Annotated in this window: 9 protein-coding genes; 2 read left to right on the top strand and 7 right to left on the bottom strand. The window is 56.6% G+C overall.

The window, feature by feature from the left end:
• Positions 1-3 precede the first annotated feature (3 nt).
• Complete coding sequence (locus ACQK2L_RS26755) at positions 4-1,911, top strand: lamin tail domain-containing protein (protein ID WP_425400111.1); 1,908 nt, start codon at positions 4-6, stop codon at positions 1,909-1,911.
• A gap of 86 nt (positions 1,912-1,997) precedes the next feature.
• Here the strand turns inward: ACQK2L_RS26755 and ACQK2L_RS26750 are convergent, their stop codons facing one another.
• Positions 1,998-5,186 (bottom strand): hypothetical protein, encoded by a 3,189-nt coding sequence (locus ACQK2L_RS26750; protein ID WP_425400110.1) that lies wholly within the window; start codon positions 5,184-5,186, stop codon positions 1,998-2,000.
• Positions 5,187-5,623: 437 nt separating this feature from the next.
• Here ACQK2L_RS26750 and ACQK2L_RS26745 point away from each other — a divergent pair, with 437 nt between their 5' ends.
• Positions 5,624-6,715 carry a DUF1559 domain-containing protein gene (locus tag ACQK2L_RS26745; RefSeq protein WP_425400109.1) on the top strand — a complete coding sequence of 364 codons (1,092 nt, stop codon included), beginning with the start codon at positions 5,624-5,626 and terminating at the stop codon, positions 6,713-6,715.
• Between the two features lie 45 nt (positions 6,716-6,760).
• On the opposite strand, the gene ACQK2L_RS26740 is transcribed toward ACQK2L_RS26745, so the two are convergent.
• From ACQK2L_RS26740 to ACQK2L_RS26715, 6 genes are all read right to left on the bottom strand, one after another.
• A complete protein-coding gene (locus ACQK2L_RS26740) occupies positions 6,761-8,179 on the bottom strand; it encodes a sulfatase (protein WP_425400108.1) in 1,419 nt (472 codons plus the stop codon).
• Between the two features lie 27 nt (positions 8,180-8,206).
• Positions 8,207-10,630: a glycoside hydrolase family 2 TIM barrel-domain containing protein gene (locus tag ACQK2L_RS26735; protein WP_425400107.1), complete on the bottom strand. Its 2,424-nt coding sequence runs from the start codon at positions 10,628-10,630 to the stop codon at positions 8,207-8,209.
• Between the two features lie 63 nt (positions 10,631-10,693).
• Complete coding sequence (locus tag ACQK2L_RS26730; RefSeq protein ID WP_425400106.1) at positions 10,694-11,983, bottom strand: glycoside hydrolase family 28 protein; 1,290 nt, start codon at positions 11,981-11,983, stop codon at positions 10,694-10,696.
• A gap of 82 nt (positions 11,984-12,065) precedes the next feature.
• Positions 12,066-12,806 carry a PEP-CTERM sorting domain-containing protein gene (locus tag ACQK2L_RS26725; RefSeq protein WP_425400105.1) on the bottom strand — a complete coding sequence of 247 codons (741 nt, stop codon included), beginning with the start codon at positions 12,804-12,806 and terminating at the stop codon, positions 12,066-12,068.
• Positions 12,807-12,929: 123 nt separating this feature from the next.
• Positions 12,930-16,427 (bottom strand): beta strand repeat-containing protein, encoded by a 3,498-nt coding sequence (locus ACQK2L_RS26720; protein WP_425400104.1) that lies wholly within the window; start codon positions 16,425-16,427, stop codon positions 12,930-12,932.
• A gap of 650 nt (positions 16,428-17,077) precedes the next feature.
• Positions 17,078-20,299: a glycosyl hydrolase family 28 protein gene (locus tag ACQK2L_RS26715; protein WP_425400103.1), complete on the bottom strand. Its 3,222-nt coding sequence runs from the start codon at positions 20,297-20,299 to the stop codon at positions 17,078-17,080.
• Positions 20,300-20,442: the final 143 nt, after the last annotated feature.

Raw genomic sequence — 20,442 nt, 5'->3', positions numbered from 1 at the left:
TTGGTGAGCACTTCACTTCTCACTCGTTTCGTTCTACTCTGCTTCGCGATTTTCGTCGCACTGGCCGTGGTACATCGAGTACACGGTGAAGTTATCATCAGCGAGATCATGTACAACCCGGGAGGTTCCGACCGCGACGACGGAGCGGGAGGATTCAATCGAGAGTGGGTGGAACTGTACAACACAGGTGAAAGCGCAATCGACATAAGTGGTTGGTCGGTAGGCGATTCGCAAGATGGCGATTTCGCAAGCCCTTTTCCCGCCGGAACGATTGTTCCGCCAGCAACTGCTTTGGTAGTAACAGGTGACGCGGCAACGCTCGACAGCGAATGGGGCGGCGGCATCAATCGCGTGGAAGTCGCCGACTTCCCGATACTGGCCAATAGTCCTACTGCAACGAATGAAACCGTGGCGCTTCGTGACGCCACGGGAGTTCTGCGTGACACAGTCAATTATCAAAACTCGGGTAGCTGGCCCCTACTAAATGGCTCGAACGGCCACAGCCTGATGCTACTGCCCGAGGGGCTTTCCAATTTTGCCAATGGAAGTGGCTCTAATTGGATACCCTCCTTCGGAGGCGCTTACGACGCTAGGTTTGTAGAGAGTTCGTTCGGAATCAACCACGCTTCGCCGGGAACTGTGAGCAACGTATCGCAAACGCCATTTGCTCCTTCGCCGGACGCAGTGTGGTCGATGGTCCTGTTGCCCGATACGCAGAATTACTCAAAGGCCAGTGAGAACGCTCACATCTTCACGGAAATGACAGAGTGGATTCGTGATCATCGAGATGAGTACAACGTTCAGGTCGTGCTCCACGAAGGAGATATCGTCAACAATAACGATACGGATAACCCCTCCAGTGGCGATCAGACTAGTAGTCAGCAGTGGGCAAATGCTAAGGCATCGATGAGCGTTCTGGATGACGAAGTCGCGTACATCCTCGCCGCCGGCAACCATGACTTTGGCACAACCAATGCACAGAGCCGTCAGACCTTCATCAACCAATACTTCTCGATGACCGACAATTCGCTAGTCGATCCGGCACAGGGAGGAATTCTCAAGGGGATCAAGAACCCAGGAAGGATTGAAAACGCGTTCTATGAGTTCACCGCCCCTGATGGCCGCGAGATGCTTGTCATCTCGCTTGAGTGGGAACCCCGCCCCCAGACTGTCGACTGGGCTAACCGAGTGATTTCACTACCGGAGTATGCCGACCACACGGCCATTTTGCTGACCCACGCTTTTGTTCAGTCGGAGGAGCAGCGGTACGCAAACAGCCGTGTAGATGCCGACGCATCAGGCGAGGAGTTATGGCAGGAGTTGGTGAAGGACAATGGCAACTTCGAAATGGTGTTCAACGGCCACTTTGGTGGAGACGGTGCCGGGTATATCGACAGCGTTGGTTCGGGTGGGAATCACGTGCATCAGATGTTCTTTAACGCCCAGTTCCTCACCAATGGCGGCGCAGGATTCATCAGGATTGTCGAGTTCCTGGAAGATGGCTCAACGGTGCGCGTCAGGACCTATTCGCCCTACTATGACGTGGAACGCTTGGATGTTCAAAACTCATTCGAGTATTCAATTTCCCAGATCACTCCAATCACTCCTGTTTTGGCAGGCGACTACAATGACGACGGCATTGTTAACTTGTCCGACTACATCGTGTGGCGGAACAACCTTGGTGCGCCGACTGGTACACTGCCCAACGATATTGATGGTGGCGTGATCGGCGCCGAGCAGTACGCAAGTTGGAAGTTGCATTTTGGCGAGAGTACGCCAATAACAGCAAGTTGGCAACACAGCCAAGTGCCCGAACCGTCAACTGTCGCTCTCTCATTGGTAGTGGTTTGCCTCTCCTCTATACGATATCGTTGGGTTCTCCTATCTGGGAAACATAGCTGTTCCCGATAGGTCGAATTCCGCTGGCGTCGCCTCTGGCTGACGTCGGCCTAATGCCAGTAGCTACAACCAAAGCGTTCAACATATCCGGCTGTCTTCTAGAACTCTTCGCGCAACCAACCCACGGCCAACTGAGCCCAGAAGTCGTCCAGGGCTGCATCCATTGGCGAATTCAGTTCTTCAACGGAACTTAATGCGTTCCAATCGGCGGCGTCCGGACCATCTGTCGCTTGGACGCTGCAGCGAAGTAGCAGTAATGCCGCCGCGTCGGATTGTCCGTTGGACTCTTTGGACTGGGCGATTGCGGGGTCCCGGTCAGCATTCGCCTTCTGGCCCAGGGATGCAAATGCCGCCCCTAGAGTGTCGTGGTTGCCTTCGGGTGCAAGGGACTCCTCGCTTGCACCTGCCATCAGGGGGCTGGACGCGCTGGATACCAAAGCTGCGGGGGAAGGTGTGGTGGCGCCGAAGTTCGATTTCCAGACGTCGTAATCCGCAGCATCGACCGTGCCGCTGTGGTCTCCGTCGGCGGCAAGGTTCTGGGTACTGCCAAGTGAGTTACGCCAGACTGTGTAATCGGATATGCCAACAGCGCCATCGCCGTTGTAATCGCCTTGCAACTCCCCGCCAAAGTAAATCGAAGGCTGCGGCGGTGTGTCCATGCCCTGGCCGATCCAATAGCTCGGGTGGGGCGGCTGGTTATAACCGGAGTTTTGCCAGGCGACTGCAACACGATACTGCGTGTCGTGCATCAGCGTGGTGAGCCTCGACGACGCAGGGATCGAGGTGGTCCAAATCTCGAGCGCGGTGTTGTCACTCCGTCGCCAAATCACTTCCTCTCGCCAATCGCCGAACACATCTGCAGTCAGGCTGGGAGTACTCTTGGAACCGTTGTTCGAAGACAGCCCCGACGTGCTATTAATTCCGCTACTACCGAACGAAACAAGGTTGGATCTTCCCGGATTGTTCCACTCCGAAATGGTAGTGCCATCCAAAAGCTCTCGCGAAAGATCGGCGTCCCACCAGATGCCGAAGTTGTACATCATGTTGCTGGGGGTGGCATACAAAGGCTGGCCCGACACGTTGTAAATCATCCGGGTGCCCTGGTTGGTAGTCGCCCAGAATTCGTATCCTTCATGGTTGGGATCAATGTCCATCGCCACGCCGCGTCCAACGTCGTTGTTGGAGGGAATCTGCGTTAACAACTCACCGGTTTGTGCATCACGATACTCGCCGCCAGCGTCACGTCCGTTGCTCTCATAGGCCCCCTGGCTTTCATGAGGCATGAAGATTTCCAGACCCGGGTTGTTGGGGTCCATGTCGGACAAGTGCAACGCGTCGCCGTGCCCGAGGCCTGTGTTGTAGAGCAGCGTGCCATCGTCGTCCAAAGCAGCCGCGCCGGTGATCACCTCGTCCTTGCCGTCGCCGTCGACGTCCCCCACCGTGATGCTATGGGCTGTCTGCCCCACGTAGCCGAGATTCTCCCCGTTGGTCGCGGCTTCAAAAATCCACCGCGACGACAACTGGCCGTCGCGATAGTCAAATGCGGCAACTTCGTTTCGGGCATTGAACCCGCCGGAGGGTCCGGCGTAGCCGCGAGCCCACACCATGCTGGGACGATTGCCATCCAGGTAGGCAGGCGCGACCAGGAGTCGATCCTTGCGGTTGCCCCAGCTATCGCCCCATGAAGAGACCGATTCCAGAGCCGGTTCGAAGGCCACCGTATCGAGTTCGGCTCCGGTCAGGCCATCGAACACCGTAAGGTATTCTGGGGCGTCGATCACGCGGCCCCAGCGGCCATCTCCTGATCCGGTATAACCATCTCGGTAATCGTCATCGGCGTTGTCGCCGGGAAGAAGTACAAATTGGCCGTCGCCGGCAATGGTTCCCGGTGCGGTCATCATGGCCACTTCCGAGCGGCCGTCCCCATCGAAATCGTACACCACAAACGGCGTGGTATGCGCGCCGGCGCGAATGTTCCTACCAAGATCGATCCTCCACAGCAGGCCATCCTCCAGGTCGTAGGCATCCAACAGCACGTTGCCAGTCAGCCCTTCCCGAGACGGGTCCTGAGAGTAGCTAGGTTCCCACTTGACGATCACCTCGTAATCGCCGTCGCCGTCCAGATCCCCAACACTTGCATCGTTTGCGCTGTACGACTGAAAAGGCTGATGCGGCGAGTCGTCTTGGTTTGGAGGTGGTGTTTCGGTTCCGGCTGGCAAAACAATCACAGCGTCGTCGGGCACCTGTAGCGGAACGTCGACATGCTGCTGCACCGGCGAGGAGGCAGCCAGCGTGTACGACTTGCTGGGCTCCTGCTCGATGCCATTGATCACAGCCCGAACATGGTATGTGTGCTCTCCACTCGTGTTCGCCGAATTATCAACGTAGTCGGTCGTCTCGGTGAGCGGCGAATCATTGAGTTTCGCAGCCACTCCGCCATCCGTCGATCGATAGATGTTAAAGGCAACGTCTGCTGGGTCGCTGCCCAGCATTCTCCATCCAATGTAGGCGGTCGACGCGGTGGGATGCACTGCCACCACACCACGATCGAGTTTCTCAACTTGTCGGGGCAGCACGATGGGATCGTCCGGGTACGCATCGCTGATTGTCTCGCCATCGTCGAACTCGAGGACGGGCCACAGCGCTGAAGTGGCTGCTTCGCGCGAATGGTAACCCCAGCCACGGAAATTACCTGCGTCGATGTAATGAACAAATGTGACCAGTCCATTGTCCGCTTGTCGCGACTCGAGAAACGTCATCAGGTCTGGCCCGGTGAGTTCCTGCGCAACATCGTTGGCATTGAATACGGTTTCCGAGACGTTGGCCCCGCTTTCTTCATCCAGATTAAACAGCACAGATGTATCGAGCCCGTCGCCCGACACATTCGTGTACTCCGCGCCTACATTTCCTTCGGCGAGGGTGGCCTCGCCCCAATTTTGCGGTGTATTGCCAATCAGTGATAGTAAGCCGTAGACGTCGAACCGGGGCTCGACAATAGTATCGTTGCGGGTACCGGCGGTCTTGTAGAGCTTGAGAGTTGCCGACTCCATTGCGCCGAGGTCGACACCCGAGATGTCAAACCGGACATACACGGTCGAGTCGCCATTGCCGTTCGTGTCCAGCGCATCGAGCACCATCGCCGAACCAGCTCCGACACCGGCTTGCGTGTAGGTATCAGCCTCAGCTACCACGGTGGTGATTGCCAATAGCCGCCGTGGCTCAAGCGGTTCGATACTCAGCCGACGGGAATGCGCCCGCAAAGAACGACCAGGCGAGAAGCGTTGCATTGGGGTTCAAATCAGCTAAGTAAAAGCGAGAAGGGAAATCTATATTGGGAACGTGATGCAGAGCCCACGTCGTATTGCGGCATTGCGCAGACCGGTAATCCGCTAGCGAGGTAGGTAGAACGCCTGCGAATAGCCATCGGGAGACAATACAATCGCGATTGTAGCTGAATTATACGGATATTGTGCGACCTCTTGGACGCAAAGCCAAATCCGTTTATCGCAATCCGAGAGTAATCGAATTGTGGGTGTTCAACGGCTGTGATAGTTTGATTGGAGACTAGCTTCTCATGACGCGGATCAACTTTTCATTCCACCTCGACTTGCCAGCAGGCACATGCAAGCGTGCCTTGGAAATATTCGGGTAGTCAAAACCACGAATCTGGCGACGGCCAGGTTCTTGTCACAAACTATTCTTCATCGATGCATGGGAGGACCACATGCCTCGCCGTATCTGCGTTGGTCAACATACCAATCAAACTTCTTCCCGTATCGGGTTCACGCTGGTTGAACTACTGGTTGTCATTGCCATCATTGGCATTCTGGTTGCGCTACTTCTCCCTGCCGTGCAGGCTGCGCGAGAGTCGGCTCGCAAGATCGACTGTACTAACCGCATGCGACAGCTACTGCTCGCAGCTCATAATTTTCATGACACGATGGGAAAACTGCCCCCGCATGGCAACTTTCCGACCGCACTTAGCAGCCAGGCACGGTTGCTGCCGTTTATGGAAAAGCAGAACCTGATGTCTCTGGTCAACCAGGAGGAGCATTGGCGGCACCCATCCAACTCGGTAGCCCTCCGCACGACACTAGATTTCCTTCGCTGCCCCAGCGGAGCGCAGGAACAGTGGACTAGTTTCCGCTTCCGGGAAGGCGAACAGCATGAGTCGAGTTCGCTGCCAAGTCACTACATGGGCAACTGCGGGGCGCGTCCACGCGACTGCGGCGGTAGCTCTGGCGGAGGTCGGAACGGCGGCGGAGGAGGAGGTATTGCCAACCTGCCCTGGCCTCTGAGTTCCTATACACAAACAGTCGATCCATGCCCTAACGGTGGCTTTACTGCTAGCTCTGGCGGGATCGCAACAAATGGGACCATCCTCCCCGTTACCTCAAGGGTGAAGAACGTGAAGTTCTCCAAGATAGTCGACGGCACCAGCAAAACGATTATGTATGGAGAGCTGTCTTGGGACGTCGACTTTGTGGGGCGAGATGACAGTGGCCCACTACCGTTTGGGCCATGGATTGTCGGCAGCACCAGTCTAGGCAGCGACATCAATCAACAGGCGGGTTACGTTCAGAATGCCAAGAACATTCGGTACGGCATCAATGAAAAACCCCTTGTTGATGTGGATACGGGACAGGCAACTTCGCACCTGACCGATGTCAGCCTGGGTAGCAACCATCCCGGTGGCACTCATGTTGGGATGTGCGACGGATCGGCGCATTTCATTCAGGAAGATGTCGACGTGGAACAGGTGCTCTACCGCATGGCGAGTCGAGCATCCGAAGACCTTTACGAAGCGCCGTTCTAGTAGTTCCCTATCCACGTCTCTGACAACGCTAGAGCGCTTTCAGAATTAGCGGCCCACGTACTCGTGGGCCAGCTGCGACAGTTCTGCAACAACTTCGGCGTTTTCTGGCGTATTCGCCAAGTTGTGAAGTTCGTGCGGATCGTTGCTTGGGTCCGTGAGCATTTGGCCTGCACCGCGCCCAAAGAACTCGGCAAAGTGCCATTGTTCGGTGCGGACCGAAACGCCGCTGGCGGTTTTGCCGTCCTCACTCCAGATCGTGTAGGCCGGGTGATTCCACTTTCTGGATGGATCGGCAAGCAGCGGTGCCAGCGTGCGCCCTTCCACACGGTCGGTGGCTGGCAAGCCACATACGTCGACCAATGTTGGATAGATGTCGAGCGACTCGACAACCCGAGGACACGATTGGCCGTTGCCACGCACTCGCGGGTCGAAAATCACAAGCGGCACCCGAGTTCCCTGCTCCCACAACGAGCCGGCCTTTGACCATTTGCCTTTCTCTCCAAGTTGATAACCGTGATCGCCCCAAAACACGACTATGGTTCGCTGCTTCAGACCCAACTCTTCAAGTGCCTTGAGCACCCGTCCCGCGTTCCAATCCATCCAGGCGGTGGAAGCTAGATAGGCGCGAATCATCTCACGAGCCGCATCTGGCGTGGCGTCGCGGCCAATGAACAAGTCGGCGTTCTTGGGACGAATTGCGCCTGCGGGAAAACCATCGGGAACTGTGGGGCGCGGGGCAAAGTCTATGGGCAGGGGAATCGCGTCGAGTTCAAACAGTTCGAAGAAACGCTGGGGCGCTACCAGAGGGCTGTGGGGATTGCTGAACCCACACCCGAGGAAAAAGGGCTTGTCCTTGTTCTGCTTCAAGAGTTCGATCGCTCGAGTCGCGACACGATAGTCTCCATCATTCTCACCATCGCCTTCCAGGACGATCCAGCGATCACTTCGTTCGGCCTTGGTTAGCGCTCGACCGCCTGAGCCGCTTGCTATGCCATCCCTGCGGTCTCGCTGCGGGACTTCCGCGGTTGCACCCTCACCAAAGTACCGCTCCCGCCCGCCGTCGGTCCATGCGTTGGCATCGTCGATTCCGCCGTGGAAGATCTTACCCGCCCTGAGAGTCACATATCCATGGTCGCGGAAGTAGCGAGGAAGACTCACTGCCTTTGGATACATTGCACCAAACCAGTGGCGGTTGCCTAACACGCCTGTGGTGAGAGGCCGCAGGCCGGTCAGCACAGACGTCCGCGATGGATTGCACAACGGAAATTGACAATAGGCGCGCTCGAACAACACGCCATCGGTGGCGAGAGCATCCAAGTTTGGCGTATGGGCCAGCTTGCTCCCATAGCAACCCATCTCCGTGCGAAGGTCATCGGAGATGATGAACAGCACGTTCATCCTCTCGTTGGCCGCCAAACTGCCTGGGATCGAAAGCAGCAAAGCGGCTAGAAGCCAACGGCTCAAAGTGCAGTACACGTTCCGGTCCCTTCACTATGGCTCGGCACGGAGGGTCACAACGACAGATTCGGATCCACCGGCGAGGTCGTCACATCGAGCGGTCACACGAATCTCCCCCGACTCGCCAGTTGCTCGAACAAACGCCACACACTCGCCCTGGTAGGCACGGCGGCGCGACGCCTGGAATGGCTCGTGACTAACGATCGAGCCGTTGTCGACGGCAACAATCTCACCGGGGCCCTCGACTTCGAATTCGATTTCATGGTTGCTCGATGGCACTTGCGTTGCGTTACCGTCGACTACCGCGACTCGGATAGTGGCCACGTCATCCCAGTCCGAAGTGAGCTTGCTTCGATTGCACTTCGCCTGCAGCGATGCGGCTTCTCCCGCTGACCGTAGCACATGCCGAGCAACTTCCGCTCCATCGTTGGTGCCGATAGCCACCAGTGTCCCTCGCTCAAAGGGCACTTTCCACACTCGCGGTCTGGCGTCGGCAGGTAACGACTTTGCACCCAGTGCGCGGCCGTTCAACTCAAGTTGTACACTTTCGCAATTACTATACACCTCCACGGTCTCCGTAGGATTCTGATGGTTCAGCAGATATGGTGACCAGTCGTCGAATAGCACCCGCCGGCGTCTCCACTCCACGACCTCATAGCCGGGGTCGGTGGGGGTTGCCTCGGTGGGTGCGACTCGCCGAAATGCGCGTACCATCGGTTCGTCGCTCCACCAGCTTTGCCGCTCATAGGCCCGAGGATATTGCCTGCCGGTGCGGTCGAGTAGACCGCTATTGAATGTCGTGATGGGCCAGCGACGAGATTCACCCAGGTAGTCGATGCCGACCCACAAGAACTGCCCAGCATGGGGTGGACTGTCGCGGCAAGCCAACCACGTGCTCCGTTCGTGCGATTGTTCCGTGCCGATGATCTTCCGCCCGGGTTTGTCACGCCATGCGGCGAGCAACTCGGCATCGCGGTAGTTCGTACCGACGACGTCCAGTAAGTCAGCCAAACCATTGTCGTAGTCATGAGTAGTATTAGGGCGGAATAGTCCTTGCGTCACCGGCCGGGTTGGGTCAGAGTTGTGGCAAACGTCAACAAGGCCGCCCAGGATTCGCTTCGCTTGTTCCGGTCGGTGGGTATCGCGTATCTCGTTGCCCACACTGTACAAGACGATCGATGGGTGATTGCGAACTCTGCAAATGGTCTCTTCTAGGTCGCGTTGCCACCAGTCCTCGAAGAATTTGTGGTAATCGTGAGTGCGTTTGCCGACCTTCCAGCAGTCGAAGAACTCGCACATCACCACGAAGCCGAGTTCGTCGCAAAGGTCGAGAAACTCTGGCGACGGAGGATTGTGCGCTGTCCGGATAGCGTTAACTCCCAGAGCCTTTAACCCCTCTAGGCGATCTCGCCAAATACTCTGGGGCACGGCGGCTCCGAACGCCCCGCCGTCGTGGTGGAGGCAAACACCTTTGATCTTTGTGTTCTGGCCATTTAGCCAAAAACCGGTCTCGGCACGAAACTCGGCCTGGCGAATGCCGAAGGGAGTTTCACACTGATCAACCACTTGCCCGCCAGTATGCAGCTGAATCTCAGCCGTATAGATGCGCGAGTCATGTAGGTTCCACAACTGCGGCTTGGCGACTTCGAAATCAATCGCGAGGGCCTTCGTCTTTCCAGCGTCAAAGTCGTGCTCGCTGCTTTGCGTTGCGACGACCGTTCCAGAGCTGTCCAGCAGGCGACTTAGCACAACGGCGCGTTGCGGAGTTTCGCCCAAGTTGACGACCTCGAACGTAGCGCGAACCTTGGCTTGCTCGGGCGCAACGCTCGGGGTAGTGACGAATACGCTTCGGTCTTCGATATGCAACGGATCGACGATCATCAGTCGCACTTTGCGATAGATTCCGCTGCCGGTGTACCACCGCGAGGCCACCTGTTCCTTCGTATCGGAACGTACGGCAAGCACGTTTCCAGCCGCATCTCCACGAGCCAGGTGGTCTGTTATCTCATACCGAAATGGCACGTATCCATTTGGCCTATGCCCCAAGTGCTGTCCATTGACCCATACGTCGCTGTTGGCCATCACACCGTCAAACTCAACAAACACACGCTTGCCGATGAGATCAACACTGTCAGGCAACGCTCGTCGATACCAGGCAACACCTGTCGGCAGAAATCCACCCTCGCCTGATGCCGGGTGAGATTCGTCAAACGGACCTGCAATGCTCCAATCGTGGGGCACCGTGATTGGGAGCCAATCGGTGTCGTCGTAAGCTGTTTGCCAGGCGTCTGTGGCAGGCCCACGATGGAACTTCCACTCCGCAAGCATCTCGACAACGAGCCGACCGCCGCTACCCGCACGAGGCTCCAATTCGGCCGAGGCCGCGACCGCTGGGAGCCAAGCAAGTAACGTCGTGACAATGAATAGAAACTGGCCTGTTCTCATTCGAAATTTCATGGAAGGTGCTTTACCCTACTCGATGCCATTGCCAGGCATGCGATTGCTGCAAGCCAGGTGGGTTCATTCGACCGCAAGCGGCTTGCCGTTGACCAGCACGTCTTGCACCAAGAGTCCTTCGATCTTGCCGCGCACCAACTTCGATTTTTCAGCCGTTATCTCGATATCGTCAAGCAATACGTTACGGATGACGTCGCCCGGATTGCCACGCAACTCACCGATGGTACGCAGGTTCCCCTGGATGCCTCGCACTACGACGTTTTGCACCGTTGAAACCGGTGGCTCGTGATCACCAAGGTCAAAGAACTGGGTCCACGGTTTGACATCAAACAATGCCTGAGCTCCGTCAAGTTGCAGATCCTCGAATACGAAGTTCTCATAGAGTTGAGGCGTGTCCGGACGCAGCTTCAGTCGCACCACCGGGATGCCGGCGCCGACCTTGGAGTTCCTGACGGTCACGTTTCGCACGATGGTTGCCTCGCTGCCACAGGTCAACACGCCGTGGCCGCTTTGGAAGTCGCAATCGGTCACCACGATATTCTGCACCGGTGGACTCGTCTCGTCCTCCATAGCGAGGGGCCCTTTCGTACCCTTGAGTGCAATACAGTCGTCGCCCACCGAGATAGTGCAACGGTGGATTGTTACGCCCTGACAGCTATCGACGTCGATCCCGTCTGAACTGGGGGCGCGATCGATCGACATCTCGTCCCATGGTTGTGCTACGTCGATGATCTTGGGCCGGTCGCCGTGTGGTGCGGTAATAGTCACACCATCGACCAGCACGTTCTTGCAGCGATAGAGGTGCAAGTTCCAGAATCCCGAATTCCGGAAACGAATGCCGCTGATCAATACATCTTGCGCACCATCGATAAACATCAATCGGGGGCGCTCGACTTCAAGATTGGTGCATTTTGGGTTCTCTTGGCGTCTCTTCCAAAAGGCGGCCCAGAATGGCTTGCCGTTGCCATCCAACGTGCCACTCCCAGTAATGCGAACCTGGTCAACTCCCTCGGCATTGATCAACGCCGGCCGCCACGGTTCGAAGTGGCCTTCAATGCGTGTCATCTTTTTCGGATAGTCGTCCAGTTCGGTCGACCCAAGCAGAACAGCGCCATCGGTTAAATGCAGCTCGACGCTTTGCTTGAGGAAGAGCGCCCCCGTCATGTACGTTCCCTCAGGGACAACAAGTCGACCTCCCCCTTCTGCTGCGACCGAGTCGATGGCGCGTTGAATGGCGCTGGTGTGGATCTCGCCGTCGGATCGCGCCCCAAACTCGACGATGGACCACTCCGCCGCGATCGCGGGACTCGCAACAGCCAACAGCACACAGCAGACAGATCGCATCGTTCGCATAAGAGCACTTCCCTGGTCAACTATAAAAGAAGGCACGACGTGATTACGTCGTGCCTTCACAGTAATCTACAATGTAATTCACCTAGCGACGGCGTACAATCATACCAACCGCACCAATTCCGAGCAGAACCAACGCATAGCTGGAAGGCTCAGGAATGAAGTTAGGAGGCACTATACCGAGCATTGGCGCTTGGTAAGCCCCGCTCTCCTTGGTGCGGATGTTGCCGGTATGGCTGGTGTGGGTGATGTCGTGGTGAATCAGGAACGACACAATCCCGTTTGTATCTGCAGCAAGGAAGTCGCCCAACGGCAAGTCCGTGGGATTGGACACGAACGGCTTGTATCCAGGGGTTGGGTCCGTATCCTCCACAGGCATCAAGCCTAGGGGATACGCAGCCGGCACCGGCGGATTTCCAGGCGGCAAGAACATCTGGCTGAAGTTCTGGAAGTCGAAGCCAGCCAAGTCATAAGCGGGACCTCCGTCGCCGGGCTGTAATATACCAGGCGCGTTGGCGTAACTTGTAGTAGCCTCGTCCCAGTTATCCAGCGCGCCATCGGCGATGCCATAAACGCGCAGGTCACGTCCACGGTTGGAATAGCCATCCAACCGCAGGATGGCGTCGTTGTAAGCAGCTGGATCAAGATCCGAGATGTCGAATCGCAGCAGCAGCATCTTCTGACGCACGTCATCGTACCGCCGGAAGTCAGCGGTTTCCCCTGCTCCGAATACGGTTGCACTGGTACCACCATTTTGACCGTCATTCTGCAGGCTAGTGTCGGCACCATTGCCATCTGCAGTGCTGACGTACATGACGGCAGCCATGCTGGAACTCGAGGCCATTATGGCCCCGCATATGCCGAGCGCGAGGGCCCGACCAAACACATTCTTCAACATGAGAACTACTTCCTTTCTTCTACAAGAAGCAAAACACGAAGAGATGACTAGCTACATGACAAGACGCCGACGAGCGACCAGAACTCCCGCGCTCAGCAGCACTCCCACAATGGTCAACGTCGAGGGCTCAGGCACTGCTACCGACCCGAATTGGATGGCTGCGGCGGCGTTACCAAAGTTGTCCTTCCAGAGGTTGTAGTCGGCTTCATCGACTATTCCAGCACTACCGCCGGTTTCGTCGCCGTTTCCATTGAGGTCGAACGTACCGCCGAGGTTGTTGCGCCAGAGGGTGTAGTCTCCGATATTCACCACCCCATCATCGTTGAAGTCGCCTGGCAACCCCAACGAGGGTCCCATGGCCAACACGTTCAAACCACCGGAGCCGGTAATCAACCCGCCCGAGTTGCCCGAGTTGTAAATACCTGGGGCCTGTGGGACGCCGCCCAAATAAAGGAAATTGACGGTATCGTTACCACTGAAATCGAGGTCAAACATGGCTCCACTGCTGATGAAAACGGTGGAATCGTCGCCTAGGTTCAGGTTGTCGGCACTGGTAATGCTCAGAACACCGTCTTCTACTCTAGTGTCGCCGGTGTAAGTTAGATCGCCGGTGAGTGAGAGTGATCCGGCGCCAACCTTGGTGATGCTGGTGGTACTTGGCATACCTCCGTCTGCCACGTTGCCGGCAAAGGCGGTCGAAGTGCCGAGCGCACCAATCTCCCAAATCTTGTTCTGCGGAGTGCCGCCTCCCGCAAACCCGGCTAACGTCGATCCTGCATCGCCCGAGAGTGCGCCGATAGGAATGGTGCTCACGTTGTTGGTACGCTGACTGAGTGTGACCCCAGCCGCCAAATGCAGCGTGCCGTTAGGGATTCCTGAATTGGTGTCGCCGGCGAACCTGACTCCCATAAGGGTGGTATTGACACCGTCGGGCTCGAGCGTCAACGATCCACTAAAGGACGAGTTGTCGGCCGATAGGTCTACCAGACGACCCGCATCCACATCGGGCGGCACTTCTGTCGTGATGGTCAGGTCGCCGCTTCCCGCCAATGAAGGAAGCGTCACTGGATTGTTCGCCGGAGCCCCAGTTGATCCGTTGGCCACCACCGTGTTGAATGTCGATGCGTTAACGACCAATGACGAGTTGGTGATCCCAGCCGACACATCGTTGGCCACTCTTAGGGTACTACCGGACATTGTGAGCACACCGGTGCCCAGCGCCCCCGTGTTAGCGCCGATGTCGACGGTTCCACTTTCGATCGTCGTAGCCCCGCTGTACGTATTATTACGTGTAATGGTTAGCGTGCTCGTGCCACGTTTGGTCAGCGTGGCAAACCCGACGATACCGCCAGGACCTCCAAACGTGTAATCGTTGGTCGAGTCGACTGTGATTGAGGTTGGCTGGACATCTTGGGCTAAGTTGACGTTGTAGTTGGCCACCGCTGTGCCTCCGTCAAACGTGTCGGCGAAGGTGACATTGTCACCGTCGAAGAACACATCAGCGCCGGTGCCCGGGTTGTGGAAATTCGCCGTGCTTTGGATATCCCAATCGCCGGTCCCTGCGTCGCCCCTCCATTCCAGGTCCGCCCCGCCGGTAACTGGCACCGCATCGAACACTAAATCGTTGCCCGAGACCGTTACGGTCGGGCCCGCACCACGTCCGGGCCATGCGACGGACCAACCACCGGGGCTGCCCGTAATACCGCCAACCGTAGTTGCCACGGTATACGTCCCGGTGGTTGGCACGGCGCCAAGGAAGTTGGGAGTAATAACTCCTCCCGTACCTAGATTGAGTTGGCCACCAATCTCCAGCATGTCATGGGGATCGCTGGGAGTCGTTCCCATGTCGTAGAGGATTTCGCCGCCGTTCACGACCAGGTCATTGGCGAAATTCAACGTACCAGCGGTGCGCACTAGGTCGGCTGAGGTCCCTGCGTTGTCATCACCGGGAGCAATCCTACCTTCGTCGTGGTTGTAGTTTCCAGCGATTGTCCCGCTGCCAATTACCTGCTGCAGTTCAGCTGTGGAGTAGGTGCCCGTCGCACCAGAGACATCTAAAGTGGCGCCCGACTGGATATCGACGGTCGACCATAGCAGACCAAGGTTGCTAGCCGTGCCGGTGTCGTCGAGACCAGCGGGCAAGGATGTTGTGCCAGTCACCGCAAGTGTGCCCGCTGCGATGGTGGTGATGCCCCCTCGACGGGCAGGATCACCAGCCTGACCTCCCTCAGCGGTGTTGACTGGGGAGTAGGTCAGTGCACCGGATAGTGTCAATGTTCCGGCGCCCTCTTTGATCAAATCAAGGCCACCACTATCGGACGTGATTGCACCCGCATGATCCGAATCTTGATCGTTTCCGCCAATGAAATAGCGGGCTACTCCACCCGGGATAACTCCGCCAGCAATCTCTGTGCTGGATGTCCCGTGCAACTCGGCAATGGCAATGTTGTTGCCAAAAGAGTTGGATCGAGTGACGAGGCGGACATTATCAAGATTGACTACCGTTTCGGCAAAACTAGCGTTCCCAAAATCTCCGCCGTTAGGGCGAAGGCGAAAGTTGTCGAGCGGATTCGTGCCACCCATGGTATCGACCGTACCTGAAACATTGAGTGTATGAATGCCGGCCCAATCGCCGTGTGCCGAAAACTGCTCGCTAGTAGCAGAGTCTCTGTTCATCACCACCACGTTCACTACGGATGGGTTGGCTGCGTCGCCCTCGGCAGTGACATTTGCAACAAAGGAGCCGTTGTCACCTATCAGAGTGGCGGTCGCATTGGCCGGCATGGTGATGTTGGAAGCATTGTTGGTATCGAGTTCTAGCGTCCCTCCGTCCAGAATTCGGAACTCGTCAATCGACTGATCCTCTGGCTGGGCATCGAAAGCATCGTAGTAGGTAAATGTGGAGGCCAGTCGCAGCCTGCCTTCAGCAATCGTAACGGTTCCGTTCAAACGGTTCCCTTCGAAGGCGTCGGGCGCCGAAGTGGCCGCCAAGGTCAATATTCCATCGCCGAACTTGGTGAAACCGTTGGAGCCAGCAATGTAGGCGTTCATCAATACGTCGTCGATGATTCCAGCGGGAACCTGAGTAACTCCGCTGGGAAAGGTCAGCGTTGTGGGATCGACCGAGCCGAGTTCGTGCACGGTGATCGATGGCGCGCTACCCGCTAGGGTCAACACTTCGCCAAATGCGGGAGCGTTCAGATTGTAGACTTCGAACCCACCAGGCGTGGCCGTATTCGTGTCGCCAAAGATCATGTGCCCAATGGTGCGGGAGGGCGAGATATCGATGCCATTGCGAGGGAAGCCGGTGCCATCTCCAGCGGGAGCTACATTATCCAAAGTGGTCTGCGCGTCGATGTCTAGCGTGCTGAAGTCGGCTGTGTTATCGGCACCGTTGGCGATAGTACCGCTCGCCCAGTTTCCACCAGCCGTCCACGAACCGTCAAAAGGATCAATCCAAGTGCCGTTCTGGCCAAATGACACCTGGCACAATGCCAATGCCGAGACCGCCGCAAATCCGCCTAGAAGCCGCCGCAAAAGAACCATCATACTGTCCATCTGTGATGAGTGCTCCTGAGTTCGCTCACCAATTCGGCGCAGGCATGCTGCCCACGTTGCTGGTCATCAAACCACCGAAACCAGAGACTCTGTATCGGTGGATAACGACACAGCGGGATTGGATGAGATATGGGAAGTTTTGAAAAGTTGCGCAGTTGTCAAAATACAGCTCAGGCCTGGAAATGCAAGTAATTCGGGCTTGATTGCAAGCAGACTGCCCCGGTTTGCAACATGGGCAACTATCCATCGCGGGGTAAGCCGCATCTGCAGCGCACACTCACCAGCAATGGTGAACTCCACAAGATATTGGGATTGGTTCGGATCGACCGAGGCGAATAGGAGATAGATTTGGATGGCTTCTCGACCGTACAACTTCTTGAAGCGGAACCGACGGTCTTGAATTAAACACGACGCTGACACCGTCAACCAACGCGCATCACAGAGCGCATGAAACCGGTTGGTGAAAGGGACTGATCCCTGGCTACTTGCTGCGAAGAGTTCGTCCAGTAGACACCGCTTTAGAACCTCTTGCGTCGACTACAGCTAAACCAGTTGGGTCGATGGCTCCAGTACCGTCGAACTCCGTACAACTCAACTTGATATAGAATTCCATCAGGCAAGATTCCGAAGCATGGTATGCATCAATTCCCTGGCACTGCCAGAAACTTAACCGAGTCTGCGACTACGGGGTCGTCGGCAGTGCTGAAGTACCCGGGCAGCGCCAGCCGAACACTAGAGTTGGCATCAAGCCGGTACCGGCCGTGGTAATGCCAACCCGCTGACTCGTTCTGGTCCAGATACTTCGTAGAGTAGCCGCCCGTGTGCCGGACGATCCATCGGGCGTTCGTCGCCTTGTTTTTGAAATGCCCCCAATGGATGTAAATGTCATACTCTCCTTCGATCGAGGGTTCGTAGATGGCAGCTTTGAAATTGCTAAACCCGCGGGGGACCGTGGCGACGTGCAGGTCATCGCCAATCGAGCCTGGCTTGTTGTCTTTGAACTCAAACCCAATGCCCCGGAACTGTGCGGAGGTGTTGTCGATAAACAGCTGCTCTGGGCTATTCGCGGCTGGGAGTTTCGGAGGGAGTAGCGTATCCGGTTTAGGCTTCGAGCCATCGGTATAGAAACTCACATCAGTCACATATTCATTTACCGTCAGGTCGTCGATCGAATCGATGGAACTAGACCCAATCTTACAATTGTAGAAGCGAACATCATTAAACGTATGGTCTGGGTCGTGCCCAATCAGACGGATCCCCCCGCCGGTCGACGTGAGGTTCACGAAGTAGAGCCCGTCGAAATGCCCGCGCTCGTCGCGGTAACCGGTGTTGCAGCTGTAGCGGGTCTTGTCAATAAACATGTTAACGGTCCAACCTTTGGCCTGCTCGTCGTGAACATCGATGAAGCGAAGGTTGCGGACGGTCGCCCAGTCGGAATGGTCTGAGATGATCGCGGCACCGGTGTGGCCAATGCAGTCGATCCCGCGGAAAGTCCAGTTTAGCACCTGTGACGTCTCGAAGGATGCACCAATGCGTATGCAGTTGCCCGACCCGGTCTGCCACAGTACGCAGTCCTCGAACAGGAAGTGGTCGCCGACCGGTTCGCCGTTGCCCGCAGCGTTAAGAGCGTGTGGGCAGATGCAGTCGTCGTCGGTGATGAAGAAGGAGTTGCGGACAGTAAGCTCCGTACAACCGTCAGCCATAATTCCGCCGTTGTTGCGGTGATTGCTGAAGATAAAGAAGTTGTTGATCTGGACATTCTGGCAGAGCAAAAACTCGGTTACCCACCAGTATGCCTCACGGATGCGGACGCCGTCGATCTTGATGTTGCTCGAGCGGTCGAAGACCAGCGTGAAGATGCGATCTTCCCAGGTTGTGTGCTTCGAACCGTCCAGCACACCTCGGCCAAGAATCCTTACATTGTGGACTTCCTCGCCCTCAATCGTTCCGAAGAGGCGAGCGCCGCCGGCGATGTAGACGGTCTCGTTGCTCTTGACCTTGAGCCGCCCGACATCGTGCGTACCCGGGCCGAAATAGTGCACATTCGGGTCGTCTGGGTTGGGCACCTCCTTTTCCAAAGGTGTTGCTACCAGCAGCAGGTCGCCAACCCCTTCCACTCGCACAACGAAATGCCCCGGACCACTAATCTGAAACAGAAGCGTCTTGCCTTCTTTCTTTGGTTCAATGCGGTGCCGGCTGGGCATTATCTTGACGTCGGAAGAATCCTCCGACACCTCGACTTCAACATCGGCCTCGCCTTCGATATCGAAGTAAGCGATCGCAAGTCGCTTGTTTCGCGACACCTCCTCCCCAACGAAGACCTTCTCGCCATTGACCTTTAGAGCAAAACGAGCGTCGGCCATAACCCCAGGCGTGGCCGGGATTGGCACAATGGTGCCCGCAACGGACGTATCGGTATGCTGCCCCGAGGCAGCTTCCCGTTTCTCTGGTGCACAATATGCTGAGATACCCACGTTGTGGCTGGAACCATTGGCCTCCGTCGAGCTCTTGAAAGTGACTGGCCCGACGAATTCATTCGTCTCGATATCGTCAAGCGAATCGATGGGTTCACCACCACGAATACAATCCGCAATGAACACATTGTCGATTCGGTGTGCGGCGCTATGTCCATTGAGCGTGAAACGGGTGTCCGCCGGCATTGTCACATCGATGAAGTGCAAACCGTCGTAATGCCCGCGAGCGTCGCGGAAGCCGGTCATATTGCTGTATCGCGTCTTAGCGATGTACATCGTGATGGCCTGCCGGCCCTTTTGCCCAGCAGACTCGATGTGGAAATTCTCGAAGCGGATGTTTTGACACTTCGCCCAGTCGGAATGGTCGCTGTAGATTGCTGCCCCGGCGTGTTCGAGCACATCAATGTTGCGGAAAGTTATATCCCGGAAGAGCCCGGTCTCCATCGAGGCACCAACCCGCAAGCCGTTCCCCGCAGCGGTATTCCAGATCACGCAGTCTTCTGCCAGGCAGTTCGTTGTCGGGGGTTCGCCGTTTGCTTTGGCATCGAGTGCGTGCCAACCGAAGCCATCGTCCTCACAGCGGATGAAGCAGCCGCGGGCGACGAAGTTTGTAACTCCATCAATGTCAATGCCATCTGTGTTGACAGTCTTGCCGAAGAGATTCATGTTCGTCGCGGAGGCGTCGTCTGTCAGCAAGAACAAGGTCATCCACCAACTGCCCCCGCGAACACCAATGCCATCGATATGCACGTCCTTGCAACGGTCGAAAAGAATGGCACCCGTCTTGTCTTCTCGCACTGAGTAGCCACGTGCATCAAGTGTGCCCCGTCCGCAGATGGTGACGTGTTCGGCATTTTGAACTTCGATGCGCCCTTTGACCAGTGCGCCGGGTGCGAGGTAGATAGTTTGGCCGGAGGTCGCCTTGATCGGGCCCGGCTCGCTTGTACCTGGTCCAAAGTACAAAACCCCCTCATCGTCTGGACTGGGCGCGCCCTGCTCCGGCGGAGTCGCGCACAAAGCGAGTGGTCGGAAGTTTTCACCCTTCTTCAGCTTGATCACAAGTTTAAGAGGTTTATCGAGCGTGAAGGTGATCGAATCGTCGATGCGACGCACTTCTATCTGGTGGCGTACGGGATGGATTGAGGCGAACTCGGCGCCACCATTGAGTTGCACCCGGACTGTGACCGGCCCATCCATCGTGAAGAATGCGGTGTGGAAATCGAAGTAGCTCTCGTCGTTGACCGACACTCGAGTTCCATCCACCCACACCTGATAAGTATCGCTGGCGGGGGCACCTGGAATGGCTGGGATGGGGATGACGCTGCCACCGTACAAGCGATTAGACAGTGCTAGTACAAAGAACAGGATAATTAGCCTCTTATTCTTCATCTAATTACACTTTCTCGGTCGCTATCCAATTACGAAAGGTACTGCTCGCTAAATACCAATCTAGCATTCATCCTCTTGGCCTGTAGAGCTAGAGCAAGGCTCGACGCAGCATCTAGCAAGCCAACAGGAGTAGCGTTCGTGCG

The sequence above is a fragment of the Aeoliella sp. genome (assembly GCF_965227375.1).
GTDB lineage: Bacteria > Planctomycetota > Planctomycetia > Pirellulales > Lacipirellulaceae > Aeoliella.
Note: the sequence above shows the minus strand (reverse complement) of the source record. Positions and strands in the feature narration are given on the sequence as shown.

Bases quoted from the DNA above. Each gene is read 5' to 3' on its own strand.
- ACQK2L_RS26725 (WP_425400105.1), bottom strand. From the start codon at position 12,806: ATGGCTGCCGTCATGTACGTCAGCACTGCAGATGGCAATGGTGCCGAC.
- ACQK2L_RS26720 (WP_425400104.1), bottom strand. From the start codon at position 16,427: ATGATGGTTCTTTTGCGGCGGCTTCTAGGCGGATTTGCGGCGGTCTCG.
- ACQK2L_RS26750 (WP_425400110.1), bottom strand. From the start codon at position 5,186: ATGCAACGCTTCTCGCCTGGTCGTTCTTTGCGGGCGCATTCCCGTCGG.
- ACQK2L_RS26735 (WP_425400107.1), bottom strand. From the start codon at position 10,630: ATGAAATTTCGAATGAGAACAGGCCAGTTTCTATTCATTGTCACGACG.
- ACQK2L_RS26730 (WP_425400106.1), bottom strand. From the start codon at position 11,983: ATGCGAACGATGCGATCTGTCTGCTGTGTGCTGTTGGCTGTTGCGAGT.
- ACQK2L_RS26715 (WP_425400103.1), bottom strand. From the start codon at position 20,299: ATGAAGAATAAGAGGCTAATTATCCTGTTCTTTGTACTAGCACTGTCT.
- ACQK2L_RS26745 (WP_425400109.1), top strand. From the start codon at position 5,624: ATGCCTCGCCGTATCTGCGTTGGTCAACATACCAATCAAACTTCTTCC.